This window comes from Clostridium guangxiense (genome assembly GCF_021043395.1).
Classification (GTDB): Bacteria; Bacillota; Clostridia; order Clostridiales; family Clostridiaceae; genus Clostridium_S; species Clostridium_S guangxiense.
The window spans coordinates 20,199-42,216 of record NZ_JAJNKE010000038.1 but is presented as its reverse complement, the minus strand read 5'-3'; the positions used below and the strand labels follow the sequence as shown (position 1 = coordinate 42,216).

Sequence of the window (22,018 nt, the reverse complement as noted above, 5' to 3'; positions counted from 1 at the left end):
CACAGCACCGTAAAACCCTTCACTATAGTGCTCGACAAATTCCAGTTTATCAGGATAAATTTGGAGATTGCAATTTTAAAGTTTCAAGCTGTCTATCTATAGATAAACCATTGAAAACTTGAAATGGTTTATCTTTATACAATAATTAAAATCCATCAAAAAAGCTCAATTGATCGCTTTCAGGAAGACCTTTTAAACATCCAAACTTTTTAAGTGCCTCCACAGCTGAATTTCCTATTTTAGCACGTTTCTTCAAATCTTCTATAGAGTTTACAGGCTTTTCGTGTGCTGCATTGTATATACCTTCTGCTGCAACATTTCCCATACCAGATATACTATTTACAGGTGGTCTTATACCATCCTCTTCCACCAAAAACTTTGTAGAATGAGATTTATATAAATCAATAGGAAGAAACTTAAAGCCTCTCTCATACATTTCCAAAACTATTTCTAAATCATCGTACATATCCTTGTCTTTAGGACCAGCTTGCATGCCCATCATTTGAATTTCCTTCATCTTTTCTTTAACCTTTTCTTTTCCAAAAATCATAAATTCTGCATCAAATGCCTTTGCTCTAATGCTAAAATATGCTGCATAATAGGCCTTAGGTATGTGAACCTTAAACCAAGCTATTCTAAAGGCCATCATTACATAGGCCGCAGCATGAGCCTTAGGGAACATGTATTTTATCTTTTTGCAAGAATCTATATACCACTCTGGCACATTATTCTCCCTCATTAAGGCTTCATACTCTGCCCATTTCTGTGGGTCCTTTAGTGCTTTTCCCTTACGTACTGTTTCCATTATTTTAAAGGCAGTATTTGGCGGCAAACCTTTCTTGATAAGGTAAATCATAATATCATCTCTGGTACATACTGCTTCACTTAAGGTAACTATTCCCTGATCAATAAGATCTTTAGCATTTCCAAGCCAAACATCAGTACCATGTGAAAGTCCTGATATACACAGCAATTCTGAAAAAGTTTTTGGCATTGTATCAACAAGCATTCCTCTTACGAATTTAGTTCCAAATTCAGGGATACCAAAAGTTCCTACCTTGGAATTTATCTGTTCTGGCATTACGCCTAAAGCTCTTGTAGATGAAAATAAAGACATTGTCTCTTTATCATCCAGCGGTATTTTATGAGGGTTCACTCCTGTTATATCCTGCAGCATTCTTATAACTGTTGGATCATCGTGACCAAGTATATCAAGCTTAAGTAAATTCTGATCTATTGAGTGATAATCAAAATGTGTTGTTATAATATCTGAATTCGGATCATCCGCAGGATGCTGCACAGGACAAAATTCAAAGATTTCCCTGCCCTTTGGCACAACTATAATTCCTCCTGGATGCTGTCCGGTGGTTCTCTTTATACCTGTACAACCCCTTGAAATTCTAGTTATTTCAGCTTTGTTTATCGTAACGTTTCTCTCCTCATAATACTTTTTTACATAACCAAAGGCTGTCTTTTCTGCTATGGTACCTATGGTTCCTGCTTTAAAGGTTGTGCCTTTTCCAAAGATAACCTCTGTATATCTATGAGCCTTTGCCTGATATTCTCCTGAGAAGTTTAAGTCTATATCTGGTTCTTTATCACCATTGAAGCCCAAAAAGGTTTCAAAAGGTATATCCATACCATCTTTATCTAACTTTTCTCCGCAAACAGGACATATCTTATCCGGTAAATCAAAGCCATTTTTAACGCCGTAATCCGAAAAATCCGAATACTTGCATTTAGAACATCTATAATGAGGGGGCAGTGAATTTACTTCTGTTATACCAGTCATATTTGCCACAAAGGAGGAACCAACAGATCCTCTGGAACCAACCAGATAACCATCTTCATTTGATTTCCAAACTAACTTTTGAGCTATGATATACATTACAGAGAACCCATTTTTTATAATAGATTCAAGTTCCTTATCTAGTCTCTGCTGAACAATTTCCGGTAGTGGATCTCCATAGAGCTCATGAGCCTTGCTGTAAGCAATATTCTTTATTGTCTCTTCACAGCCATCTATATGTGGTGGACATTTTTCTGGTGAAATAGGACTAATCTGCTGGCACATATCTGATACCAAATTAGTATTAGTAACTACCACTTCATAAGCTTTTTCCTTTCCTAAATAAGAAAATTCCTGAAGCATTTCCTCGGTAGTTCTTAAATATAACGGAGCTTGATTATCGGCGTCTTTAAAGCCCTGCCCCGCTTCCAATATACGCCTATATATCTCATCCTCTGGATCCATGAAATGAACATCTCCTGTGGCTACTACAGGTTTATTTAGTTTTTCTCCCAAAGCTATGATTTTTCTATTAATACCCTTTATAGCTTCTCTATCAGGTACCTGCCCTGACCTTACTAAATAATCATCGTTTCCTAAAGGCTGGATTTCCAAATAATCATATTCCTGTGCAATAGTTTCAATTTCCTCGTCAGATTTTCCCAAAAGTATTGCCTGAAAAAGTTCTCCTTCACTGCAGGCGCTGCCAAGGATTAAGCCCTCAGAATACTTTTTATAAAGACTCCTTAATATACGGGGTTTCTTGTAAAAATAGTGTAAATGAGAATAGGATACTAGCTTATATAAATTTTTTAAACCAACATAATCCTTTGCCAATATTATCGCATGGTAAGTCTTTACTTTTTTAAACTCTTGCTTCTTAGCTTCCTCATCAGAAGCATATTTATCTATGTCTTGAAGAGTCTCAGCGCCTCTTTTCTTTAGCTCTTCAAGCATTATATTAAACACCTTAACCGTAGTATCTACATCATCTAGTGCTCTGTGAGCAACTTCCACCTTTATGCCGAGGTTTTTAGCGATTCTCCCAAGTTTATAGCTCTTAAGCTGAGGAAAAACATCTTGGGCTAAAGATAAGGTATCTACATATGAAAAATTAAAATCATAGCCTAGTACCTTTGCATTATGCTTTAAAAAACCTACATCAAATTCAGCATTATGAGCAACCAAAACACTTCCTTCAATAAACTCAAGCATTTTAGGAAAAGCCTGTTCTATGGTTTCTGCATCTTTTACCATATCATCAGTTATATTGGTAATTTCCACAACCCTTGCAGGAATAGGCTTTTGAGGATTTACAAAGCAGCTGAAGCTATCTATTACCTTTCCATCTTTGTACTTCATGATTCCTATTTCAGTAATTTTTTCAGTCACTGGTGAAAAACCCGTAGTTTCCAGATCAAGTATACAATAGATAGTATCAATGCTCTGTCCCTTAGCATTCGTTACAGACGGCTTTTTATCTGGTGCTAAATAAGCCTCTACTCCATATATAATCTTCATATCAGGATTATCTCTTCCAAGTAACTTATGGGCTTCTGGAAATGCCTGCACAACTCCATGATCCGTTATGGCAATGGACTTCATGCCCCAGCTCATGGCTCTTTTTATGAGATCAGTTGCACTAGTCATAGCATCCATCTGACTCATCTGGGTATGCATATGCAATTCTACCCTCTTAAGCTCTGCATTATCCTTTCTCTTAGCCTTCCTAATGCCTTCTGTTTCTATTATAGTATTTGCAATTATCTCAACTTCCTGAGAAAACTTACTATATCCAGCAGATCCCGCAAGTCTGACACCTTTAGCTTTTTTAAGTCTAGATAATACCTCTCCATCTTCACCAGGCTTCAGAAATGATTTGCACGTCATAGAACTTGAACCATCATATAAATCAAAAGAAACCAATGTTTTTCCGCTTTTTAATTCCTTTGCTTCTATATTAGATATTTCACCTTGTATAGATATCCTTCCCTCATCCGGTGTGATATCTGTGATTTTTATTACATTTTCCTTAATTTTAGGATTTCTTCCAAGTATTAACGCTAAATCACTAGGCTTTTTACTAACTACTTCTTCCTTTATATCTTCTCTTTTAACGGAAACTTCTTTATGTGGTGCTTTAGCGATATTTCCACCCTCCGCCTGAATTTTTCTTGATATAGCAAGCATTTCCTGCTCACGCTCTTCCTCTTGAAGCATTAATTCTTCACTGCTTACCTTATCAACAAAATTTATGTTATATGTAGTGCCATAAAGGGTTTTTATAACCTTATTTAGCTCTCTATCGTAATTCATGGATTTCAAAAAACCTGATACAGCAATTTTGAAATTAAAATTTATAGTATTTTTATCAACTTCATATTCGCTGTTATTTAGTATTGTTTTTAAAACAGGATGTTTATCTGACATTAAAAGTACAATATTTTTAAGTTCACGCTCTATGGGCTTTTTATCCGTCCCATCAGCATACTTTACAGCAATTATAGAATCTCTTAAGGCAAATCTTCTTCTTATAAAGCTATTAAGATTTTCAAATTCTTTTATCTCAATGTATTTATCCGAACTAATTTCCATCTCTAGACGTTTGCTTTTTTTTCTTAAGACTACCGATTCTACAATGGCAGTATTTATGTTACCACTTTCTTCATAGTCACTAAAAATTTCATTTATTCTTTTCATTATATACTTTAACCTCTCCTCAAAATTTTTAGTACTTTATTATAACTTTGAATTAGTCCTTTATAGATTATATCAAACTTTTTATATAAATAAAAATGAACGACGATATACAAATTGATAAATATTAAAAAAAGCAAATGAAGCTTTAAATATAGATGACTATGAAGAAAGAGCTTACTATGGTTTGGCCTCAATATATGATGAAGAGAGAAAATATGCAACAATAATTTATATAATGCATACTATGAATGTATAGGTAAACTTTTATAAAGTTTCATCATGTGTTTTGGTTTATCTTAATCAATATATGTAAAAGAGGTAAATATGATATCAAACGAACAATATGTAAGACTTTCCCTTGAGTTAAACCTATTCTTTCTAAGAATCGTAAAAGAACATAATGTTATTGCTGGAGCTTCACTTCCACCTAAATATGCTCCTATTTTAATGCAAATTATTGCAGTAAACAAAAAGTTAGATGCCTTGCTTTCTAAAACAATAGCCTTATCTCAGGGAAAAATAAGCAAAGAGGCCATGAATTCTTCTACTCTTGTAACACCATTTACTCTGCCTGCCGAAAAGACAACTAGTTCTTTAACAGGCGTTCCTATTAACACTGCTATAACTACAAAAGAAATAAATTTAGGATATAGAAACTACTATAGAGAACTTTTTAACATTACAACTTCCGTTTCTGTGCTAAATAATGCCATACTTGCATTAGTAAACTTTGTTATAAACTTTCAAACAGACCTTCTTAATAAAATTCTATCCTGTAAAGCCTTCAGCTATACCTACCCTTCAAATATTGATCATGTAATAAGAGAAGCTCGTGCTTACGTTAGTATGCTTAATATGCTTCAGAAAAGACAAGAACAAGATACAAGTCCTCAAGGCATCATAAAGCAAGAAACCTTCTGGAATGATATAATGGAAGATCATGCAGGGTTCATAAGGGGATACTTGGATCCATCTGAAACTGCTTTGTTTAGTACATCAAACAGCTTTGTTGAGAAGTTTAATAATATTGAAGCCGCCACCAATGCTCTTGCAAATAATCCTGATAATCTTGATAATATAACCAAAGATATTTATGCTCTTGTAACTGAATTTAGAAACTTTAAGAGCAAAGCTACAGAGGGCTTATTAAACTGTAAAATCAAAGCAATAATGGCTCCTCTCCTTGCAGATCACGTAACAAGAGAAGCAAATTATTACTTAAGGCTTTTACGCAGTTTTTCTTCGTAAATTAAGCAGTAAGCCAAATTTAAGAGGGCATCCTGAGCCCTCCCTAATTTACATATTCATAAAGAGTTACAGTTTTCTTTTAATTTCATTAACTAAGCTTATATAATTATCAGACAACTCAATGCCCGCAGAAGAGCAGTTATCATTAAATATTATACAATTTCTTTTATTATCATAAACAGAAACACTTAAATTTCCATGAAGAGTTTCATTTGCTATAGGTATCATATTTCCATCACTAGGTGCGTATAAACTCATAAAACTTTCTTTTTTATAACTGCCTTCAACTTTGAGAAAATATTCTTTATTATAAGTTTCTAAAGCAATTTTTTCATTTTCACAGTTAATTGATAAAGTACTTCTATTTATACTTGTAAACTTATAAAACTTACCCTTTACATATATTCCTATCAGAAAACCAGTAAAGCTCCTGAGTGGAAATGGAAGTGGAATATCCCCTATAGAGCATGTAATTGATCCATTTCCTTTTTGAAATGAATTTCCTTGAATCCAAATATAGGAATGTGGAAATGATTTGCCCCAGTTTTTTTCAATATATAGCTTTCCGCCAGTAAAATCTACTGTTTCACCATTAATAGAGAGTTTTCCCCTTATACGTCCATCAACAACACAGACTTGACTATAACACTGCATGAAACCTAAATAATTATAGAATCCCATACTGCCTGGATTAATAATACTGTCCGGCCATCTTATGATATTTTCAAAATATAATGTACCAAATATTTTTTCATGCTGCTGATTAATATTTAAATTTATTTGATTAATTGAAAAATAGCTTTCTTCCACCTTTAAATTAAATTCAAATGTACTTGCTTTAAACTCATCTTTTTTAAATTTTAAATATTTAAAGTTATTCTCATTTCCTTTAATCACTTGAATAAAGCTATGTGAAGGAACCTTACCACTTGAAATAAATACTCCTGGTATAAAACAATACGTATTACCCGTATGGGGCTGCACAATTTTAAAATACCAACCTTCAAAAAAATTTGACTTTTTATTCTTTCCATGATAAGCATCAGGATTTATAACAGCCTTAATCACAACAACACCTCTTTTCTTTTATATCAATATTATCTAATATAACAGAGGTTATTATGTGCTCTTATTTGGCATCAACTTCAAATATAATATAGCGTGCAAAACAAGCAAGTTAATCCACATTTGCCATTAAGAGTAATATTTGATATATTAAGAATATACATAACATAATTACTACAATGGTAATATTTAAAAAGGAGATGTCTCAAATGAACATTAGTGATGAAGAACTTTTCTCAGCAGTAAAGATAATGAACAGTGTATTACCAAAATTATTTTCTGACGATGTAGCCATAGGTATTACTGATAAAGAAAAGTTTGTAGATGTACATCAAGCAAAAACTTTTAAATTAAATATTGAAGAAGGTACAAAATTAAGTAAAGGCGATATGACAGATATGACAGTAAAATCGAGAAAAAAGCAATCTGTAAATTATCCAAAAGAAGCTTTTGGTTTTCCTATTGCAAGTCATTGTGTTCCTGTAATAAATCCTAATACTAATAATGTAGTGGCAACAATAAACTTTGCTGTATCAATGGAAAAACAAAATACAGTAATGGAAATGGTTACTGAATTACAGGAATTTTCCGAAGAATTAGCAAGTACTACTCAACAATTATCCAGTAACAGTGAAAATATGAGCGGTATAGTTAATGAAACGCAAGATGGCATTAAATATATGGATGACATAATTAAATACATAAAGAGCATTGCAGATACCACGAATCTATTAGGTCTCAATGCAGCCATTGAAGCATCAAGAGCAGGTGAACAAGGTAGAGGTTTTAATGTTATTGCTGGAGAGATAAGAAAGCTTGCTACAAATAGTAAAGATTCAACTGCACAAATAAATGAAACCTTGGTAAAAATAAAGGAAAATATAAATAATATTTTAAATGTTTTCAATGAGTTTTCAGATGCTGGTAAAACGCAAGCTGTTCAAGCAGAAAATTTAGCTAGCGAAGGTGAAAAACTAAATGAATTGTCAACTAAACTTTTGGAATTATCCAAAGGCATAGATTAATTTTAAGACTGGCTAGGTTTAAAAGAAGGAGAGAGATATAATGGAAAAAGAATTATTAAATCAAGTTGCTATTGTAACAGGAGGCAATTCTGGTATTGGAAAAGCTATTAGTTGTGAGCTAGCTGATAGAGGCGCAAAAGTAGTTATTCTTGCTAGAAATGAAGCTAGAAATAAAGAAGCTGAAAAAGAAATTGCAGAAAAAGGTGGACAAGCAGAATCATATAGTGTAGATGTATCTAATAGTGAAGCAGTGAACGCAGCCATTAATCAAGTTTATTCTAAATACGGACAAATTGACATATTAGTATCTAATGCAGGAAATGCTACTCCTTTAAGATATTCTACTAAAATGCCTATAGAAGAATTTGAATCAGTTCTTAAAACTCATTTATTTGGAGCTTTTAATTGCGTAAAAGCTTGTGGAGAAAGAATGAGAAAAAGAAAGTACGGTAGAATTGTATTAATATCATCAGTTGGAGGTTATCATGGTTTTGCAGGTCAAATGAACTACGCTGTTGCAAAACATGGATTGGTTGGTATGGCCTATTCTTTAGCAAAAGAATTTGACGGTTCAGGAGTTACTGTTAACGTAGTACAACCTGGTATTATTCCTACTCCAATGTGTGACGCTCTCATTGAAGTTGCCAAAGAAGGTCTTCCTGATGCAAGAATAGGAAAACCAGAAGATATAGCATACGCAACAGCATTTTTTTGCAGCCCAAGAGCAGGATTTATGAACGGAACTCCGCTCGTAATTGATGGAGGATTAGTTATAGAAACAAGTGTGGATACAGAAATAAAAAAATTGCTATCCAAAACAGAAAAGTAAGGGTAAAGATGAAGGAGAACTCCAGTCATCTGGAGATTCTCCTAAAAAAATTTATCAACAGTCCTGTCCAAGCTTAAGTCATCTATGTCATTAATCCATTGTTCTGGAATAGCTATATATTTACATGTACTTCCTTTGCTTTTTAAATAATTATATATTATATGAACTTCATCTATTTCATCCTTACCAATATTAACTGAATTTTTCAAAGCATTGCCGAAATAAGAAATGATATTATTTTTAAATTTATGCTTTATTTCATCAATACTAAAATTGCTAAGTTTATATCTTTCACTGAAGAGCAGTTTACTATATCTTATTAAAAAAAACTTAATTTCTTTGTTATTAAAAAACTCTACCAAAACAATATTTTTATTAGCTTCCATAAAGCTAATAATTTTCGCAGTACTTACCAAATGCTTTACTGCTCTTATATAATCCCTATATTTAGCTGCACCTTCAAAATCAAAGTTCGCAGCAGCAATATTCATTTTCTGTTCCATTTCTTTAAGAATAGTGAAATCAGTGCCCCTAAGCAGTTTTATAACTTTTTCTACCAAAGTAAAATAATATTCGCAAGAAGGATTCGCTGTGCACATACCAATACACGAATTCTTATAATACCTCAGACATCCTGAAGCCTTTCGAGAACTATTAGTACACAAAATTTTACTATGCTCTTTTATACCGTAAAGTGCTTTCTCTACAGTATTCTTATTAGTATAAGGTCCAAAATAAAGATTTCCGTCACAACGGTTAGGCTCTCTATCAATTTCAAAATCTGGATATTTCTCGTTCATTTTTATTTTGATATAACAATAGCCTTTTGGGTTTTTCATTTGCCTATTATATATTGGCTTAATTTCTTTTATTAATTTGCATTCAAGAAGTAATGCTTCAAATTCTGTATCCGTTAGAATATAATCAAAATCCTTAAGATTTTTCACTAATTTTATTACCTTTTGGGAATGTGCTTTCGAATTTATAAAATAGGATCCAACTCTGCTTCTTAGATTTTTGGATTTTCCTACATAAATAATAGTATCTAGAGAATCTTTCATAAGGTATACTCCTGGGGAAGAAGGCAGTCTTTTAATTTTTTCTTTTATATCCAAAGCTATAACCTCCAAAAGGTAAATGTTAATTACATTTTATCATACGATTGCTTTGATTTACAAAATAAACTTTTCTATCTCTAAATCTATTTTTCCTGCTGATAACTTCAACCTTGTAATTATCTTTATATAGATAAACAAGCTGAAATATTTAAATTGCCAATACCAAATTTATCCCTACAAACTGGAATTTAACTCAGAGTACAAAGTACAGAGGACAGAGTACAGTGAAGGATGATTTTTCTCCGCTGTCGCTACAAAAAATCTTAAACTTAATGCACGCAAAGCGCTTAAAATATAGTGCTCAGCGTAGCTGACACTATTAAGTTCTAAGATTTACCTGAGAGAAACGAAAGGTAAATCCACCTTCACTGTACTCTGTACTTTGTACTCTGTGCTCTGAATCAACTTCCAGTTTATCAGGATAAATTTGGAGATTGTAATTTTAAAGTTTCAAGTTGTCTATCTATAGTAAAAACCTTCAAAAATTAAAAATTCTGAAGGTTTTTCCTCGAATGTTTACATGCACACCGTTAAAAATCTAGCCACTATACTATACTAACTTCAATATTTGATGGAAGTAATTGAAGTTGCTCCTCTGTAACATTTATGTCAGTTATTAAATTATTAATTTGATCAAAAGTAGCAAATCTATATAAACCATCCATACTAAATTTTGAGCTATCAGTTACTAAAACAACTTCTTTAGAATTTTCAAAAATTCTTTGTTTAACTTCTAATTCTCTATATGACCTAGTGCAAGGACCATCTACATGAAATCCATCACAACCAATAAATGCTATATCGGCGTGTATACTTTTAATAGCTTTAGTTGCCAAATAACCAACAAAAGACATACTTTTTTTCCGTAATTCTCCACCAGTTACAATGAGCTGGTTTTTAGTGTTTTCTAAAGCTTGTGCTACAATTAATGAATTTGTAACAATAACTAGATTACTTTTAAGGTTTAATAACTTAGCAATTTGTAGGACAGTAGTTCCAGAATCTAAAATAACAACACCTTTTTCTGGTATCATTTTAACAGCTTTTTCAGCAATTTTAAATTTTTTGTCTATATTTTCTAATAATTTATCATCAAAATGCCTTTCTAAATAATTAGATGATATGGAGGCACAATGGATTTTATTTATGATATTATCTTTTTCTATATTTAAAGGTTTTAACAATATAATCACCACATTCCACAATCAAATTTATAATTGTTTTAAGGAAAGCCCGATTCCCATGCGCTTGCTTGGTAAGTGGTTCACACAAAATCATAGATTTTGGCTCTCTACCTATAAAATAAACTTTTCTATTTCTAAAGCTACTCCATCATTTTGTACTGTATCTGTAACCTTTTTAGCATAACCCTTTACATAATCATTAGCATTTCCCATTGCTATTCCACAGCCTACTGTAGATAGCATTTCTATGTCATTTTTCCCGTCACCAAAAGCATAACTATTTTCTAAAGGAATATCTAAAAAGTCTAGTACTTTTAAAACTCCTGATGCTTTTGAATTTGTTTTTAAATATAATTCAAAGGAACCTGCATCTACATTATGAATATAATCGAAGTTACGATTTTCTAAGGATAAGCAATAATCCACACCCTTTTTATCATTACATAACAATTCGATTTTATATATATCTACTTTTTCAAGATTGTAATTACCTTCTAAATATTTTTTAGGTATACTATAGGAATCATAAAATGAATGCAGCCTTTTATATTCATCTTTAATATATGAATATATTTCTCCCTGCAATATATATTCAATATTAAGTTCTTCCAAATTATATACTAATTCTTTTACAAGTTCTTTCTTAATAGATTCTTTATATATACATTTATCTTTAACTTTTACATATGCTCCATTGGTAAGTACAAAACCATCAAATCCAAAATTACGTAAAGCTTCATTTAGAAAAGCATATGGTCTGCCTGTCGCAATAAAAACATAATTTCCTTTTACTTGCAATTCACGTATAGCCTTTTTTACCCTAGGAGTAATATCTGTCATTCCATTTAAACAGTCTATTAAAGTTCCATCAATATCAAAAAATACTGCCTTATTCATAAATTTCCCTTCTCCCCGCATATGGCTTATTCTTATTCGGTGTAATTTGTTCCTATTTAATATCATTTTATTCCATTTATTCTCATTTGTCAATTAATTTAATTGCATTTTAATATTATGATTGCTAAAATAGAAGTAAATAAGAATAAATTGGAGGAACTATGTTTATTGAAGAAAGACACAAACATATCTTGGATATATTGGAGAGGGATGGGAAAGTATTAGTAAAAGATTTAAGCACACAATTTGAAGTAAGTGAAAGTATGATTCGAAAGGATCTTCAATTTTTGGAAAAAAATAACTTGCTACAACGAACTTATGGTGGTGCTATTAACATAAAACGTACTATAGTAAATGGTGAAAGTTTATTTAAAAGAGTTGAAAAGAATACAAATTTAAAAGAAATCATTGCAAAAAAGGCATATGAACTAATAAAAAAAGATGATATTATTTTTTTAGATGCATCAAGTATTTCCTATCTTCTTGCAAAACTAATTACACAAAATAATACAAACATCACTTTAATTACAAATATGGTTGAAATCTCATCAATGATTAATTTAAATTCGAATATACATGTTATTTTTATAGGCGGAGATTACAATCCTCTCGTAGGCGGAAATATAGGGTCTCGTTCTATCGAACAAATAAAACTTTATCGCTGCACTAAAGCATTTATAGGATGTGGCGGAATAGATCTTCGAGATGGAAGTATTAGTACTTGTGAATCTGAGGATGCTGGCACTAAAAAAGCTATTATGAAAATATCTAAAGAATTATTTCTACTAGCACCAAATGAAAGGTTCAATCTAGATGGAATTTTTAATTTTTCAAATATAACAGATTTCCATAGTATTATTACAGAAACTACACCCAATAATACTATAATGGCTTTACTCGAACAATACGATGTAAATTTAATTTAGAGTTGTGCCATAACTTTACCATACATGTCATACTCAGCTCTAATAACTTCTGGATCACTTGTCTCATGTATTGTCATCGATTTATATCCTATTGGTCTTAAAAGTGTAGCTGGCATTGTCGCAAGATAAGCGCGGATATTCTCTCGCCCCTAAACTAACCTCATTGATTTTTTTGTATGAAATGTTAATTCAAGCAAACCATCAGTTGCAAATAAGTCAGAAAAACTGCTCAAGTCTTTGCTTAAAACCATAGATTGTGCAAGTTCGAAGATTTCTCTTGGGCTTTTGATATCTTTATTTTTTTCATTCACAGTAAGCACCGCCATTTCCCCAGCAAAGAAGCATTATTTGAGGCAGTCAATATTAGTTATAAGCAGCAGCTTACAAAAGAAGCTAAGTCTCTTGTCAATAATACTGATCCAGGTAAAGCATTTTTGATTTTTTTATACACATCATAAAAGATGGTTTTATCAACAAAGCTTTAAAAGATGCTTTAAATGCCGGAATGTCAAACTCTGATGTACTACAAGATTTTCAGTCGGCATTCGCCAATCTTCTTACTACAGTCCAACAAGCCAAGGCTGTACGGGAAGATATAGATATAAAAATACCATTAATAAGTGAACTCTAAATGTATATTATAAACAAAATAAAAGAAGAAGAACCCCTGTCATTAGAGATTCCCCTTCTTTTTCATTTATAAAATATTTTTGTACTTTTTCGACAGAATCTTTCAAACCCTATTAATTCCCTTACTGCAAATTTGTCTAACATTTGTTTAATATTCTTTACTGCATTAATATTTACAGTTGGATTACCTTTTATCAGAATAATGTCTGCCATTTTTAGAACTTTAAAATCCTAAATTTCTATTGAACAGTGTATTATTTATAATCCTGGAATTCTAGCTTTTATTGATCAATTGTGATTCTTTTATATATGGAATCAGTGTTTCTTCGTTTTTAATCATTATTTCCGCAAAATCTTATCCATCGCTTTTCCCTTTGCTAACTCATCGATTAGCTTATCCAAATAGCGAATTTCCCGCATAGTTGGTTCTTCAATATCCTCCACTCGGACACCGCAGACCACACCTTTAATCAAAGTACGCAAAGGATTAAGCTTAGGAGCTTCCTCAAAGAAAGTCTCAAAATCTATCTGTTTTTTCAGTTGTGCTTCTAACTCTTCCTTGCTATATCCTGTCAACCAATGGATGATTTCATCGACTTCTGTTTTCGTACGTCCTTTTTTCTCCGCCTTCATAACATAAAGGGGGTAGATACTTGCTACACTCATTGTATAGATATTATGTTTGTTCATGATACACCCTCCCTTAAATGATTTTCTTTATTGCATCACGAAAAATAGTGGGGTTCAAACAAAAATTGCCTTTATTTTTTATTATCCATAATCAACTTATTCTTTTTCAAATTAACATAATCTCACCGAAAAACTGAAATTTAACTCAATGCACAATTCACAGTTCACAATGCACAATGAAGGTAGATTTACCTTTCGTTACTCTCAGGTAAATCTTAGAACTTAATAGTGTCAGCTGCGCTGAACACTATATTTTAAGCGCTTTGCGCACATTAAATTTCTAGATTTTTCGAAGCATAGCTGAGAAAAATCATCATTCATTGTGAACTGTGCATTGTGAATTGTGAACTGAGTCAACTTGGAATTTGATTTAATCCTCTATAATCATATTAACAAGAGTTTGAATATGTATCTGCATTGTATCTAAACAATCTACCGGTGTTTTGACTCCTTTGAACAGTAATGGCAATTCAGTACAACCTAAAACAATTGCCTGTATTCCATTTTCATCTTTCATTCTCTGCACAATTTTCAGAAACGCTGACAAAGTTTCTTCCTTGACAATTCCTAACTCTAACTCTTGTGAAATCTTTTGATTAACAAACTTCTTTTCTTCATCAGTTGGCGTTACTACTTCTATATGATTATTTTCAAACGGTCTTTTAAAAAACTCTCCATCCATAGTGACAATTGTTCCTAACAACCCTACCTTAGATATATTACGTCTCTTTGCTTCATCACAAGTAGCCTCAATAATACTCACAAGTGGAATGGATGAACGCTTTTTTAGTTCATCAAAAACAATGTGTGGTGTATTGGCCGATAAAGCTATAAAATCTGCACCGCTGGCTCTCAAATTATTGATTGCCGTCACTAAATAATTTATAAGTGCATCATATTCTTTCCTCTCACACATATTAAGGACATCAAAAACATTCAAACTCTCAATAGTCAGATTAGGGAAAAACTTCTTCCCAACTTTATTTTGGACTCCATATACAATGTCATGATAGTATGGAATTGTGGACTCTGGCCCCATTCCACCAATTAATCCTAATTTTTTCATGTCTCCCTCCCCAACAAATTACTATTTATCGTTGTGTAAATTCAGAACTCAAAATAGCATATTCATATGCATCTTTCCATATAGGATTACCTTCTTTATCTGTAAAGAAATATATATTTTGAAGGAATGTCCCTTATCTTCTCATACCAACTCGTTCAAGTAGCTCTGAAAATCCACGTATTATAAATCGATCCGTTCTTAATTTTATTATTTAAAATTACCTCATAAAGTTACCATTTATCTTTCGCTTATAACTTATTTACTTTTTATTATAACATATTTTGTAAATGCATAATCACTTATGATTCAGTATTTTTAGACAAAAATGTGGCCCTAGCCAAGTATAACGTGGACTTTTAGCAAAATACTCTTTTACCTTTTAGCAACAATAATTGTAGTATTCTCCATCCTACAATTCATTTTCACAGCTTTAAAACCAGCTTCAGATAACAGCTTAATTTGATTATCAATTGTACATGGCGTATCATAATGATAAAATTCTCCATCAGGAATATTCTGTTCTTTACGTATTCGTTTATTTTCGCTATAATAAAAATCTTCCTCTTGCTGACTTTCTACCATATAATCACATTCAATGTATTGCCCATTAGTTTTTAATGCATTAAAAATCTTTATGTATAATTTAAGCTTGTCTTCGTGTGAAAAATGGTGTAGAGTTTGAAAGGATACTGCTGCTTCATATTTAGAAATACCAAAATCGTAATCAAAATAACTTGCATTTATTAACGACAAATTTTTATCAGGATGCTTTTGTTTTAGTTTATCCAGCATTGCTTGGGTCAAATCTATACCAGTTACATTAATAAAAGGTTTAGTTTTAAATATCTCATCAAGCTCTAATCCAGTACCACAGCCTAAATCTAATAATTCATTAACTTCTTTTGGTAATAGTTCTGCCATTTTAACATAACCTTCTTTACATCCTTCCACATTTTTAATCATATGCTCATCATATCCATCTACACGAGCAGTAAAAAAATCACTCATTTGTTCTATTGCCATTTTCTCATTCCTCCAATTAATATAATAGTATATAAAACATTCAAATCACTCATTTTGTCTTCGAGCTCAGCCTTACTAAAGATTGCTTTATAATCCCGTTGTTCTATACATAACCTTATCTCCATCTACCAAAGAATGTGGGATGGAACTTATCTCCCCAAAAACCATTTGAATACCAGTTTTCAAAATTAAAGCCAAAAGTCTTTTCAGTTAATTTATTAAGGCTTTTACGCATTTTATCATTATCTTTATAAGCTTTAATATAAGTATATTGCACTGTCAGCATCCTCTCAAAATCATTCTTTATATCCATCAATAATAACATCAATACATTTCTACATACAACCTCATACTTAATTCATAAACAAAAATGAGCCACATAAAGCGAATTAGGCGGCTCACCGTAACGGTTATAATATAAACTTTTTTATCTTATATGACTACTTAATTTACTGAAAATAGTTTTTATAACGTTCAAATAATAGATTGCACATATTTGATCTTACTAAATTTATTATTAATTGTTTGTTTCTTCTGTTACTTTCAAAAAACATACGCATATTGTTATATATATCGAACTCGATACTTTGCAGCTTTTGTAAAAAATCCTGTAATGTTTCATCAATATAATCAGTTATAATTTCTTCTTTTAAATTATAGTTTCTATAGTATGAGATTCTTGAGACGCCAGCTTTACGCGTTATATCAATAACTGATATTTCATTAAAATTCTTCTCTTCCATCAATAACATTAGCGGTGAAAATACATTCCTTGACCATTTTATTTTGAGAATTCCTTTCATTCATGTTTAATCTGCATCGTAACAGTCCCACTGATTTTCCTTCATATCAACATGATTCGAATCTTTAAAGGATACACCTTCTTCTAATAGCAGAAATCGTTGTTCTTGCCATCCCGGTGCCAACCTTCCAGCATGATTTACCACACGATGACATGGATATCTCCCATAAAGTTCTGCTTGGCTAAGAACCTTCCCTACAAGTCGTGCATTTCTGTCTCTACCAATAAGGCTGGCAATTTGTCCATACGTAGCCACTTTCCCTTCTGGGATTTCTTCCACAACGGAAAGTATTTCATAAATTAATTGTTCATCCATAATCTTTTTCATATATTCACCTGTGATATAAATCCTTACTTGGATATATTGCTATATTTTTACACAATATTTTAATATTTAATGTTTTGTCTTGGTGATATAATACTAACAAAAAATAAATAGTGCGTCAACGTAACACAGTAAGGGACAGTGATAATGAAACCATCAAATTTAAATATGATACAAAAATCTTTTTCCATCCAGGCAGGTAAGTTCTAGAATTTATCAACTGGTAATTATCGATATGGAAGTATCCTTTAAGATTTTTCTTGCCATATTACAGACTTCTTATTTTTGTATATTAAAAATCACTGCTAATTAATGTATCAATATTATATTTCTCTTTATTCTTATATAAATACTCTGCTAATATCTTTGATTAATTTGTGCCTTCTTCAACTAATCCTAAATCACTCCAGCCACTACGATAATTATCATCATCTTTACCATGTCTAACTAGATATATAATCATATTGGACATCTCCTTATCTTGATTTTATAAATGAATAATTCACTAATCACTATATATTTTTAAAATTGTATTCTAATTTCCTTCACATTGTTTTATTATGTAATTTCAGTAGCCACCCCTTACTTATGATACGGTTCTCAGTAACTATCTTATCGGCGTTAGTTTCAAAGAATAAGTATTTTCTTATATTTTTTAATATATCTATGAGCCAAAGGAACTAATTATTTATTTTCTATATTGTTACTAAACAATGACTTCAATTTTTATTATAGAATTATATTAAATCCTATGATATAATTTTCTAGTACAATTTATAGTTGAATGCGGGCTACTGGTATCACTCATCCCTGATGAAGGGAGGTGATATATATGAGTAACGACAATCTAATGTTACTATTTACAGCAGGTATATTCTTAATAGCACTATTAACATTTATAGTGTTACTTATAGAAAAAATCTCAAAAAAATAGTAGCCCCGTTCGCAATGGTTAGCTACTATTTTTAATTACAAATTTAATAGTGATGCCAGTTGCCTAAGCAACTATATTGTATACTATAGGGTGCGCCAACACCCTATTTTTATTTTTTGCATTTCTTATTTATATTATATCAAATTTTTCATAAAAATAAACATATATTTTTAATGATCATATTAATAATTGAATCTCCATTTTTATATTTGCATTTATTCCTCTTGTAATATACTTATCTTTATCAAACCTTCCTTAATAACAACAATAATTTCTTATATAAAAAAAGCTCTTAACCAATATACTTAGGCTAAGAGCTTTTACTTGTATTCTTCTATCCACTTCTTTACTTCATCATCATTTATTAATTTATCTGACATATAAAATGTCATGCAGAATTCATTATTATAAACTACTATTACTTCATATATCTTAAATTTATTAAGGATCATTTCATTTATAAACTCGGGGATTGCAGAAAGAAGCCCCCCATTTGGATTTAATCCCACCGTTGATAAATTTCTTATGTTGTCACCCTCATGCAATATTACAATATACCCTTTATCTTCAAGAGAAAATTCATTTAGAGGTGTTCCTTCTGAAAGATCCTCGTATAAGCTGTTAAATTTATCTTTAAGTAATTTAATAAATTCTTCCTCCATGACCTTTGATTTTTCTAGTATATTTAAATCCTGTTTTGTTTGAATAATGTACATTTAATCTTTCCCCTTCTTCTATATATCTTTATAGCAGTATAAAATTTCTTTTCCTTCTGAATTAACATAGCCTTCATAGCTCTATAGTCTACATAAGGGTCAAAATCTATTTTATTTTCTTCAAGCAACTTTATGAAATCAGCAACTATATTTAATTCCTCTTCTTCTATAGCACTGTATTTCATGTAAATTTGCTCTACTTCTTTCATAATAAATTTGCTAATTAAGGTCTTGTTATCTGCTTTATTGTCCATTTTCTTTTCCTCCAAAATAAAAAAATGATAGACCTTAATTCATCTATCATTTATGTATTTTGATATTATATTTATTTATATATAGTTAATTGAAATTTAAATTGATTGCTTTAAGTCTTTTATTTTTATTTCTACTTTTCTTCTGTTAGCTTGTCCTTCTTTAGAATTATAATCACCCCGTCCATATACTCCTTTGATAATAGGAATATATTGAACTGCTGTAGGCTGTTAATCCTTTTGTTAATAGTGTTAATCTTAAATTTTTTATCTATTTGCATTTCTATAAAATCCTTATAATTTTGAAGAGTAAATTTACCATTAAATGCCGTTCCATCAGTTTCAACAAATTCTATAAAACTATTAACATCAAAAAGGTATGACCTTAAAGTGCTGGAAACTTTCTTGTTTTCTATAAGATACTGCTTGAATTCATCAATGATTTTTTTACCCTCTGCACTTATATTAAATACAACTGCCTTCTTGTGAAAATTAGATTTTTCTTTTTCTTCTACTGGATCTTCACTTTCTGTAATTTCTTCCTTAGACATTTCCTTTGTTTTATTTATTGACATTTTTACTTCCTCCTAATAATTTTATTTTTTAGTAAATAAAAAAGCTTTAACCACCTGTTATTGAGGCAGTTAAAGCTCCTTATTTATATATTAAATTTATTCATGATAATAATATATGAATATTATTGTGGTTGATACGGATTGCAAATGATAAAATCAATACGCTATATTATTCCTGATGTTTTCACTACCTTAACACCACCTTCTTCCAATTTGTCTATTATCCTATTAATTCCAATAGAATCACTTGCCATATGACCGGCTTCAATTATATTTCCTATATTCTGTTCTTCCACTTCCATCCTAATATCATCTGGTAAATACATACATATTATTGTTCCTATTCCTGCATCAAAATACGCTTTTAAAACCTCTCCACTAGCTATAGTACCGCCTGCCATTAACACTAATATTCTTCCTGCAAAATCATCTTTTGAACCTACTCTAATACTAGGTTTTAAAGGTGATCTATTATATTCATCTATTTCAAGTAATGATTCTATTATTTCGTAGAGCCTCACCTTTGAATTATATTTAAATTTCATATCCAAATGTTTTTGAACAATCTTTTCAGATATAATATCAGCTGGAGTATGAATATTAATATAAGGTATATTTAATAATTTTGCAGATGATGCATTTCTACTAAAATTAATGGCTGCATTTTCAAAATTGATTTTATTTATCTTATCTTTTAATAATTTGCAGGCTTTATTTATTGGAACACCAGCTTTAACCATACATTCAATTTGTGCATTCAAAATGCCAGAAAAATTTAGTATTGAGCTTATTCCCACGGGATGATGACTTATAACACAATCAATTGATAATTGTTTAGCCATTAATAATTCAGAAATAGTTGCATCTACCCCAAATAATATACTATTTATGTTATCTCCTCTAACAATTATTTCTGAATCGCAAGGAATTTTTTTTAGTCCAGACATTTTAAGCGAAATATCCATTATTTCTTCAGTGTTCATATTAACCTCCTCAACTTAATTAATCTTATATTGTAATAAACTTCTATTAAATAGATAAACTATTGCAACTAATAATAAGCCAAAACCTGATAAAATAAATATTACTGATGCCGTAAAACTTTGTACCATTATTCCTGATAGTCCATTAGAAATTGGTACTATCGTAGCGTATAACATTGTACTCATTCCCATGATTCTTCCTCTATATTGATCATCTCCTATTAAACCATAAAATGAATTTAACATTAAAACAATAAAGCATCTAAATATAGATGCAACTATCCAGAATATACTTGATATAAAAAAGTTTTTAGACAAACCAAAAACAATTAAACTTATTCCCATTGGAAAAATTGATAATACACTTATTTTTCCTGGTTTTAATATTGTACTCTTTGTAATTATAAAACTGGCAAACACAAATGTTCCAATTGCCATAGTTTTTAAATATCCATAATATTGAGTAGGTAACCTTAAATTTATTTTTACATAAAAAGGTAATGCAACATCAAAAAATCCTAAAAATAAATTAATAAAAAAAATCAACGAAAAAATGCTTAATAAATTTTTATTTAATTTTAAGTACTTAAATCCGTCTATAATATCATTCATAAACTCTTTTGTAAAAATATTTTTGACTTTTGTTTTTTTTAATATACTAACTTTTATAGAAGTAATTCCTATCATAAATGCTGCAAAAATATAGCTAAAAGCATCAAATGCAATTGGTAAAGTGTATCCATTATTAATTAGTATAGCTGCAATAGATGGTCCTACCATTCCTATTACACTTTGTGTTGATAAAGAAAACGCTCTTGCATTAACAAACAACTTTTTTTCTACTATGCTAGGAAGTAATGCCATATATGCTGGAGTATTAAATCTAGATAAACTTTCTACAATAAACAGGAGAATACATAACGCTAAAAATGTCATTTTGTCAAACATAACTAATATAAGTATTATTAATGTAACAAGCCCTTGTCCTAAATTAGCATATAACATAATTTTTTTCTTTTCATAATTGTCTGCAACTGTTCCGCCTAGAATTGAAAAAATAAAATTTGGTAATGATATTATCATCATTAAAATTCCAGTAGCCGATGGTGAATTAGTTAATTTAATTGCTAACATTATAAATACAATATTATCCATAGAATCCCCTAAATTTGAGACTGTACTTCCTAGCCACAATTTCATGAATGCTTTATTTTTTATAATTTCATTTTTCATTTTATTCTT

General features: G+C 30.7%; 23 protein-coding genes. 6 read left to right on the top strand and 17 right to left on the bottom strand.

What is annotated here, in order from left to right:
* Positions 1–145: 145 nt before the first annotated feature.
* Positions 146–4,489 carry a DNA polymerase III subunit alpha gene (gene polC, locus LQK79_RS17055; protein WP_231017291.1) on the bottom strand — a complete coding sequence of 1,448 codons (4,344 nt, stop codon included), beginning with the start codon at positions 4,487–4,489 and terminating at the stop codon, positions 146–148.
* Between the two features lie 324 nt (positions 4,490–4,813).
* Between polC and LQK79_RS17050 the strand changes: the two genes are divergently transcribed.
* Positions 4,814–5,737, top strand: a complete 924-nt coding sequence (locus tag LQK79_RS17050; RefSeq protein WP_053243180.1) for a DUF2935 domain-containing protein — start codon at positions 4,814–4,816, stop codon at positions 5,735–5,737.
* Between the two features lie 66 nt (positions 5,738–5,803).
* Here LQK79_RS17050 and LQK79_RS21110 read toward each other — a convergent pair whose 3' ends face one another.
* Complete coding sequence (locus tag LQK79_RS21110) at positions 5,804–6,805, bottom strand: tocopherol cyclase family protein (protein ID WP_053243179.1); 1,002 nt, start codon at positions 6,803–6,805, stop codon at positions 5,804–5,806.
* A gap of 206 nt (positions 6,806–7,011) precedes the next feature.
* Here LQK79_RS21110 and LQK79_RS21105 point away from each other — a divergent pair, with 206 nt between their 5' ends.
* Both LQK79_RS21105 and LQK79_RS17035 read left to right on the top strand, forming a co-directional pair.
* A complete protein-coding gene (locus LQK79_RS21105) occupies positions 7,012–7,827 on the top strand; it encodes a methyl-accepting chemotaxis protein (RefSeq protein ID WP_331000765.1) in 816 nt (271 codons plus the stop codon).
* A gap of 40 nt (positions 7,828–7,867) precedes the next feature.
* Positions 7,868–8,656, top strand: coding sequence for an SDR family NAD(P)-dependent oxidoreductase (locus LQK79_RS17035; protein WP_053243177.1), 789 nt, complete (start codon positions 7,868–7,870; stop codon positions 8,654–8,656).
* A 41-nt stretch (positions 8,657–8,697) separates the two neighbouring features.
* Here the strand turns inward: LQK79_RS17035 and LQK79_RS17030 are convergent, their stop codons facing one another.
* The 3 genes from LQK79_RS17030 to LQK79_RS17020 form a co-directional block, all read right to left on the bottom strand.
* Positions 8,698–9,771, bottom strand: a complete 1,074-nt coding sequence (locus tag LQK79_RS17030) for a UvrB/UvrC motif-containing protein (protein WP_053243176.1) — start codon at positions 9,769–9,771, stop codon at positions 8,698–8,700.
* A gap of 548 nt (positions 9,772–10,319) precedes the next feature.
* Positions 10,320–10,958, bottom strand: a complete 639-nt coding sequence (locus LQK79_RS17025) for a DeoR/GlpR family DNA-binding transcription regulator (protein ID WP_053243554.1) — start codon at positions 10,956–10,958, stop codon at positions 10,320–10,322.
* Between the two features lie 111 nt (positions 10,959–11,069).
* A complete protein-coding gene (locus LQK79_RS17020; RefSeq protein WP_053243555.1) occupies positions 11,070–11,855 on the bottom strand; it encodes a Cof-type HAD-IIB family hydrolase in 786 nt (261 codons plus the stop codon).
* Between the two features lie 161 nt (positions 11,856–12,016).
* Here LQK79_RS17020 and LQK79_RS17015 point away from each other — a divergent pair, with 161 nt between their 5' ends.
* Entirely contained in the window at positions 12,017–12,781 is a 765-nt protein-coding gene (locus LQK79_RS17015) for a DeoR/GlpR family DNA-binding transcription regulator (RefSeq protein ID WP_231017290.1), read from the top strand.
* Between the two features lie 149 nt (positions 12,782–12,930).
* On the opposite strand, the gene LQK79_RS17010 is transcribed toward LQK79_RS17015, so the two are convergent.
* A complete protein-coding gene (locus tag LQK79_RS17010; protein WP_231017289.1) occupies positions 12,931–13,101 on the bottom strand; it encodes a hypothetical protein in 171 nt (56 codons plus the stop codon).
* Between the two features lie 110 nt (positions 13,102–13,211).
* Here LQK79_RS17010 and LQK79_RS21230 point away from each other — a divergent pair, with 110 nt between their 5' ends.
* Entirely contained in the window at positions 13,212–13,412 is a 201-nt protein-coding gene (locus tag LQK79_RS21230) for an SbtR family transcriptional regulator (RefSeq protein ID WP_407928537.1), read from the top strand.
* A gap of 338 nt (positions 13,413–13,750) precedes the next feature.
* On the opposite strand, the gene LQK79_RS17005 is transcribed toward LQK79_RS21230, so the two are convergent.
* The 6 genes from LQK79_RS17005 to LQK79_RS16980 all read right to left on the bottom strand — a co-directional run bounded on the left by LQK79_RS17005 (position 13,751) and on the right by LQK79_RS16980 (position 17,320).
* Positions 13,751–14,101, bottom strand: coding sequence for a DUF2200 domain-containing protein (locus tag LQK79_RS17005; RefSeq protein ID WP_053243556.1), 351 nt, complete (start codon positions 14,099–14,101; stop codon positions 13,751–13,753).
* Between the two features lie 370 nt (positions 14,102–14,471).
* Positions 14,472–15,167, bottom strand: a complete 696-nt coding sequence (locus LQK79_RS17000; protein WP_231017288.1) for an aspartate/glutamate racemase family protein — start codon at positions 15,165–15,167, stop codon at positions 14,472–14,474.
* A 372-nt stretch (positions 15,168–15,539) separates the two neighbouring features.
* Positions 15,540–16,190, bottom strand: a complete 651-nt coding sequence (locus LQK79_RS16995) for a class I SAM-dependent methyltransferase (RefSeq protein WP_231017287.1) — start codon at positions 16,188–16,190, stop codon at positions 15,540–15,542.
* A gap of 115 nt (positions 16,191–16,305) precedes the next feature.
* Positions 16,306–16,503: a hypothetical protein gene (locus LQK79_RS16990; RefSeq protein ID WP_231017286.1), complete on the bottom strand. Its 198-nt coding sequence runs from the start codon at positions 16,501–16,503 to the stop codon at positions 16,306–16,308.
* Between the two features lie 136 nt (positions 16,504–16,639).
* A complete protein-coding gene (locus LQK79_RS16985; protein ID WP_231017285.1) occupies positions 16,640–16,933 on the bottom strand; it encodes a TetR/AcrR family transcriptional regulator in 294 nt (97 codons plus the stop codon).
* 66 nt (positions 16,934–16,999) lie between these two features.
* Positions 17,000–17,320 (bottom strand): MGMT family protein, encoded by a 321-nt coding sequence (locus LQK79_RS16980; RefSeq protein WP_231017284.1) that lies wholly within the window; start codon positions 17,318–17,320, stop codon positions 17,000–17,002.
* An 829-nt stretch (positions 17,321–18,149) separates the two neighbouring features.
* Here LQK79_RS16980 and LQK79_RS16975 point away from each other — a divergent pair.
* Positions 18,150–18,251, top strand: coding sequence for a putative holin-like toxin (locus tag LQK79_RS16975; protein ID WP_231017283.1), 102 nt, complete (start codon positions 18,150–18,152; stop codon positions 18,249–18,251).
* Between the two features lie 320 nt (positions 18,252–18,571).
* Here the strand turns inward: LQK79_RS16975 and LQK79_RS16970 are convergent, their stop codons facing one another.
* The 5 genes from LQK79_RS16970 to LQK79_RS16950 form a co-directional block, all read right to left on the bottom strand.
* Positions 18,572–18,967, bottom strand: coding sequence for a hypothetical protein (locus tag LQK79_RS16970; protein WP_053243257.1), 396 nt, complete (start codon positions 18,965–18,967; stop codon positions 18,572–18,574).
* Positions 18,937–19,221, bottom strand: a complete 285-nt coding sequence (locus LQK79_RS16965) for a hypothetical protein (RefSeq protein WP_053243256.1) — start codon at positions 19,219–19,221, stop codon at positions 18,937–18,939. The genes LQK79_RS16970 and LQK79_RS16965 overlap by 31 nt, the downstream gene beginning before the upstream one ends.
* A gap of 131 nt (positions 19,222–19,352) precedes the next feature.
* Complete coding sequence (locus LQK79_RS16960; protein WP_053243255.1) at positions 19,353–19,793, bottom strand: site-specific integrase; 441 nt, start codon at positions 19,791–19,793, stop codon at positions 19,353–19,355.
* A 164-nt stretch (positions 19,794–19,957) separates the two neighbouring features.
* Positions 19,958–20,776, bottom strand: a complete 819-nt coding sequence (locus LQK79_RS16955; RefSeq protein WP_231017282.1) for a Nif3-like dinuclear metal center hexameric protein — start codon at positions 20,774–20,776, stop codon at positions 19,958–19,960.
* A 15-nt stretch (positions 20,777–20,791) separates the two neighbouring features.
* Entirely contained in the window at positions 20,792–22,009 is a 1,218-nt protein-coding gene (locus LQK79_RS16950) for an MFS transporter (protein WP_231017281.1), read from the bottom strand.
* Positions 22,010–22,018 lie beyond the last annotated feature (9 nt).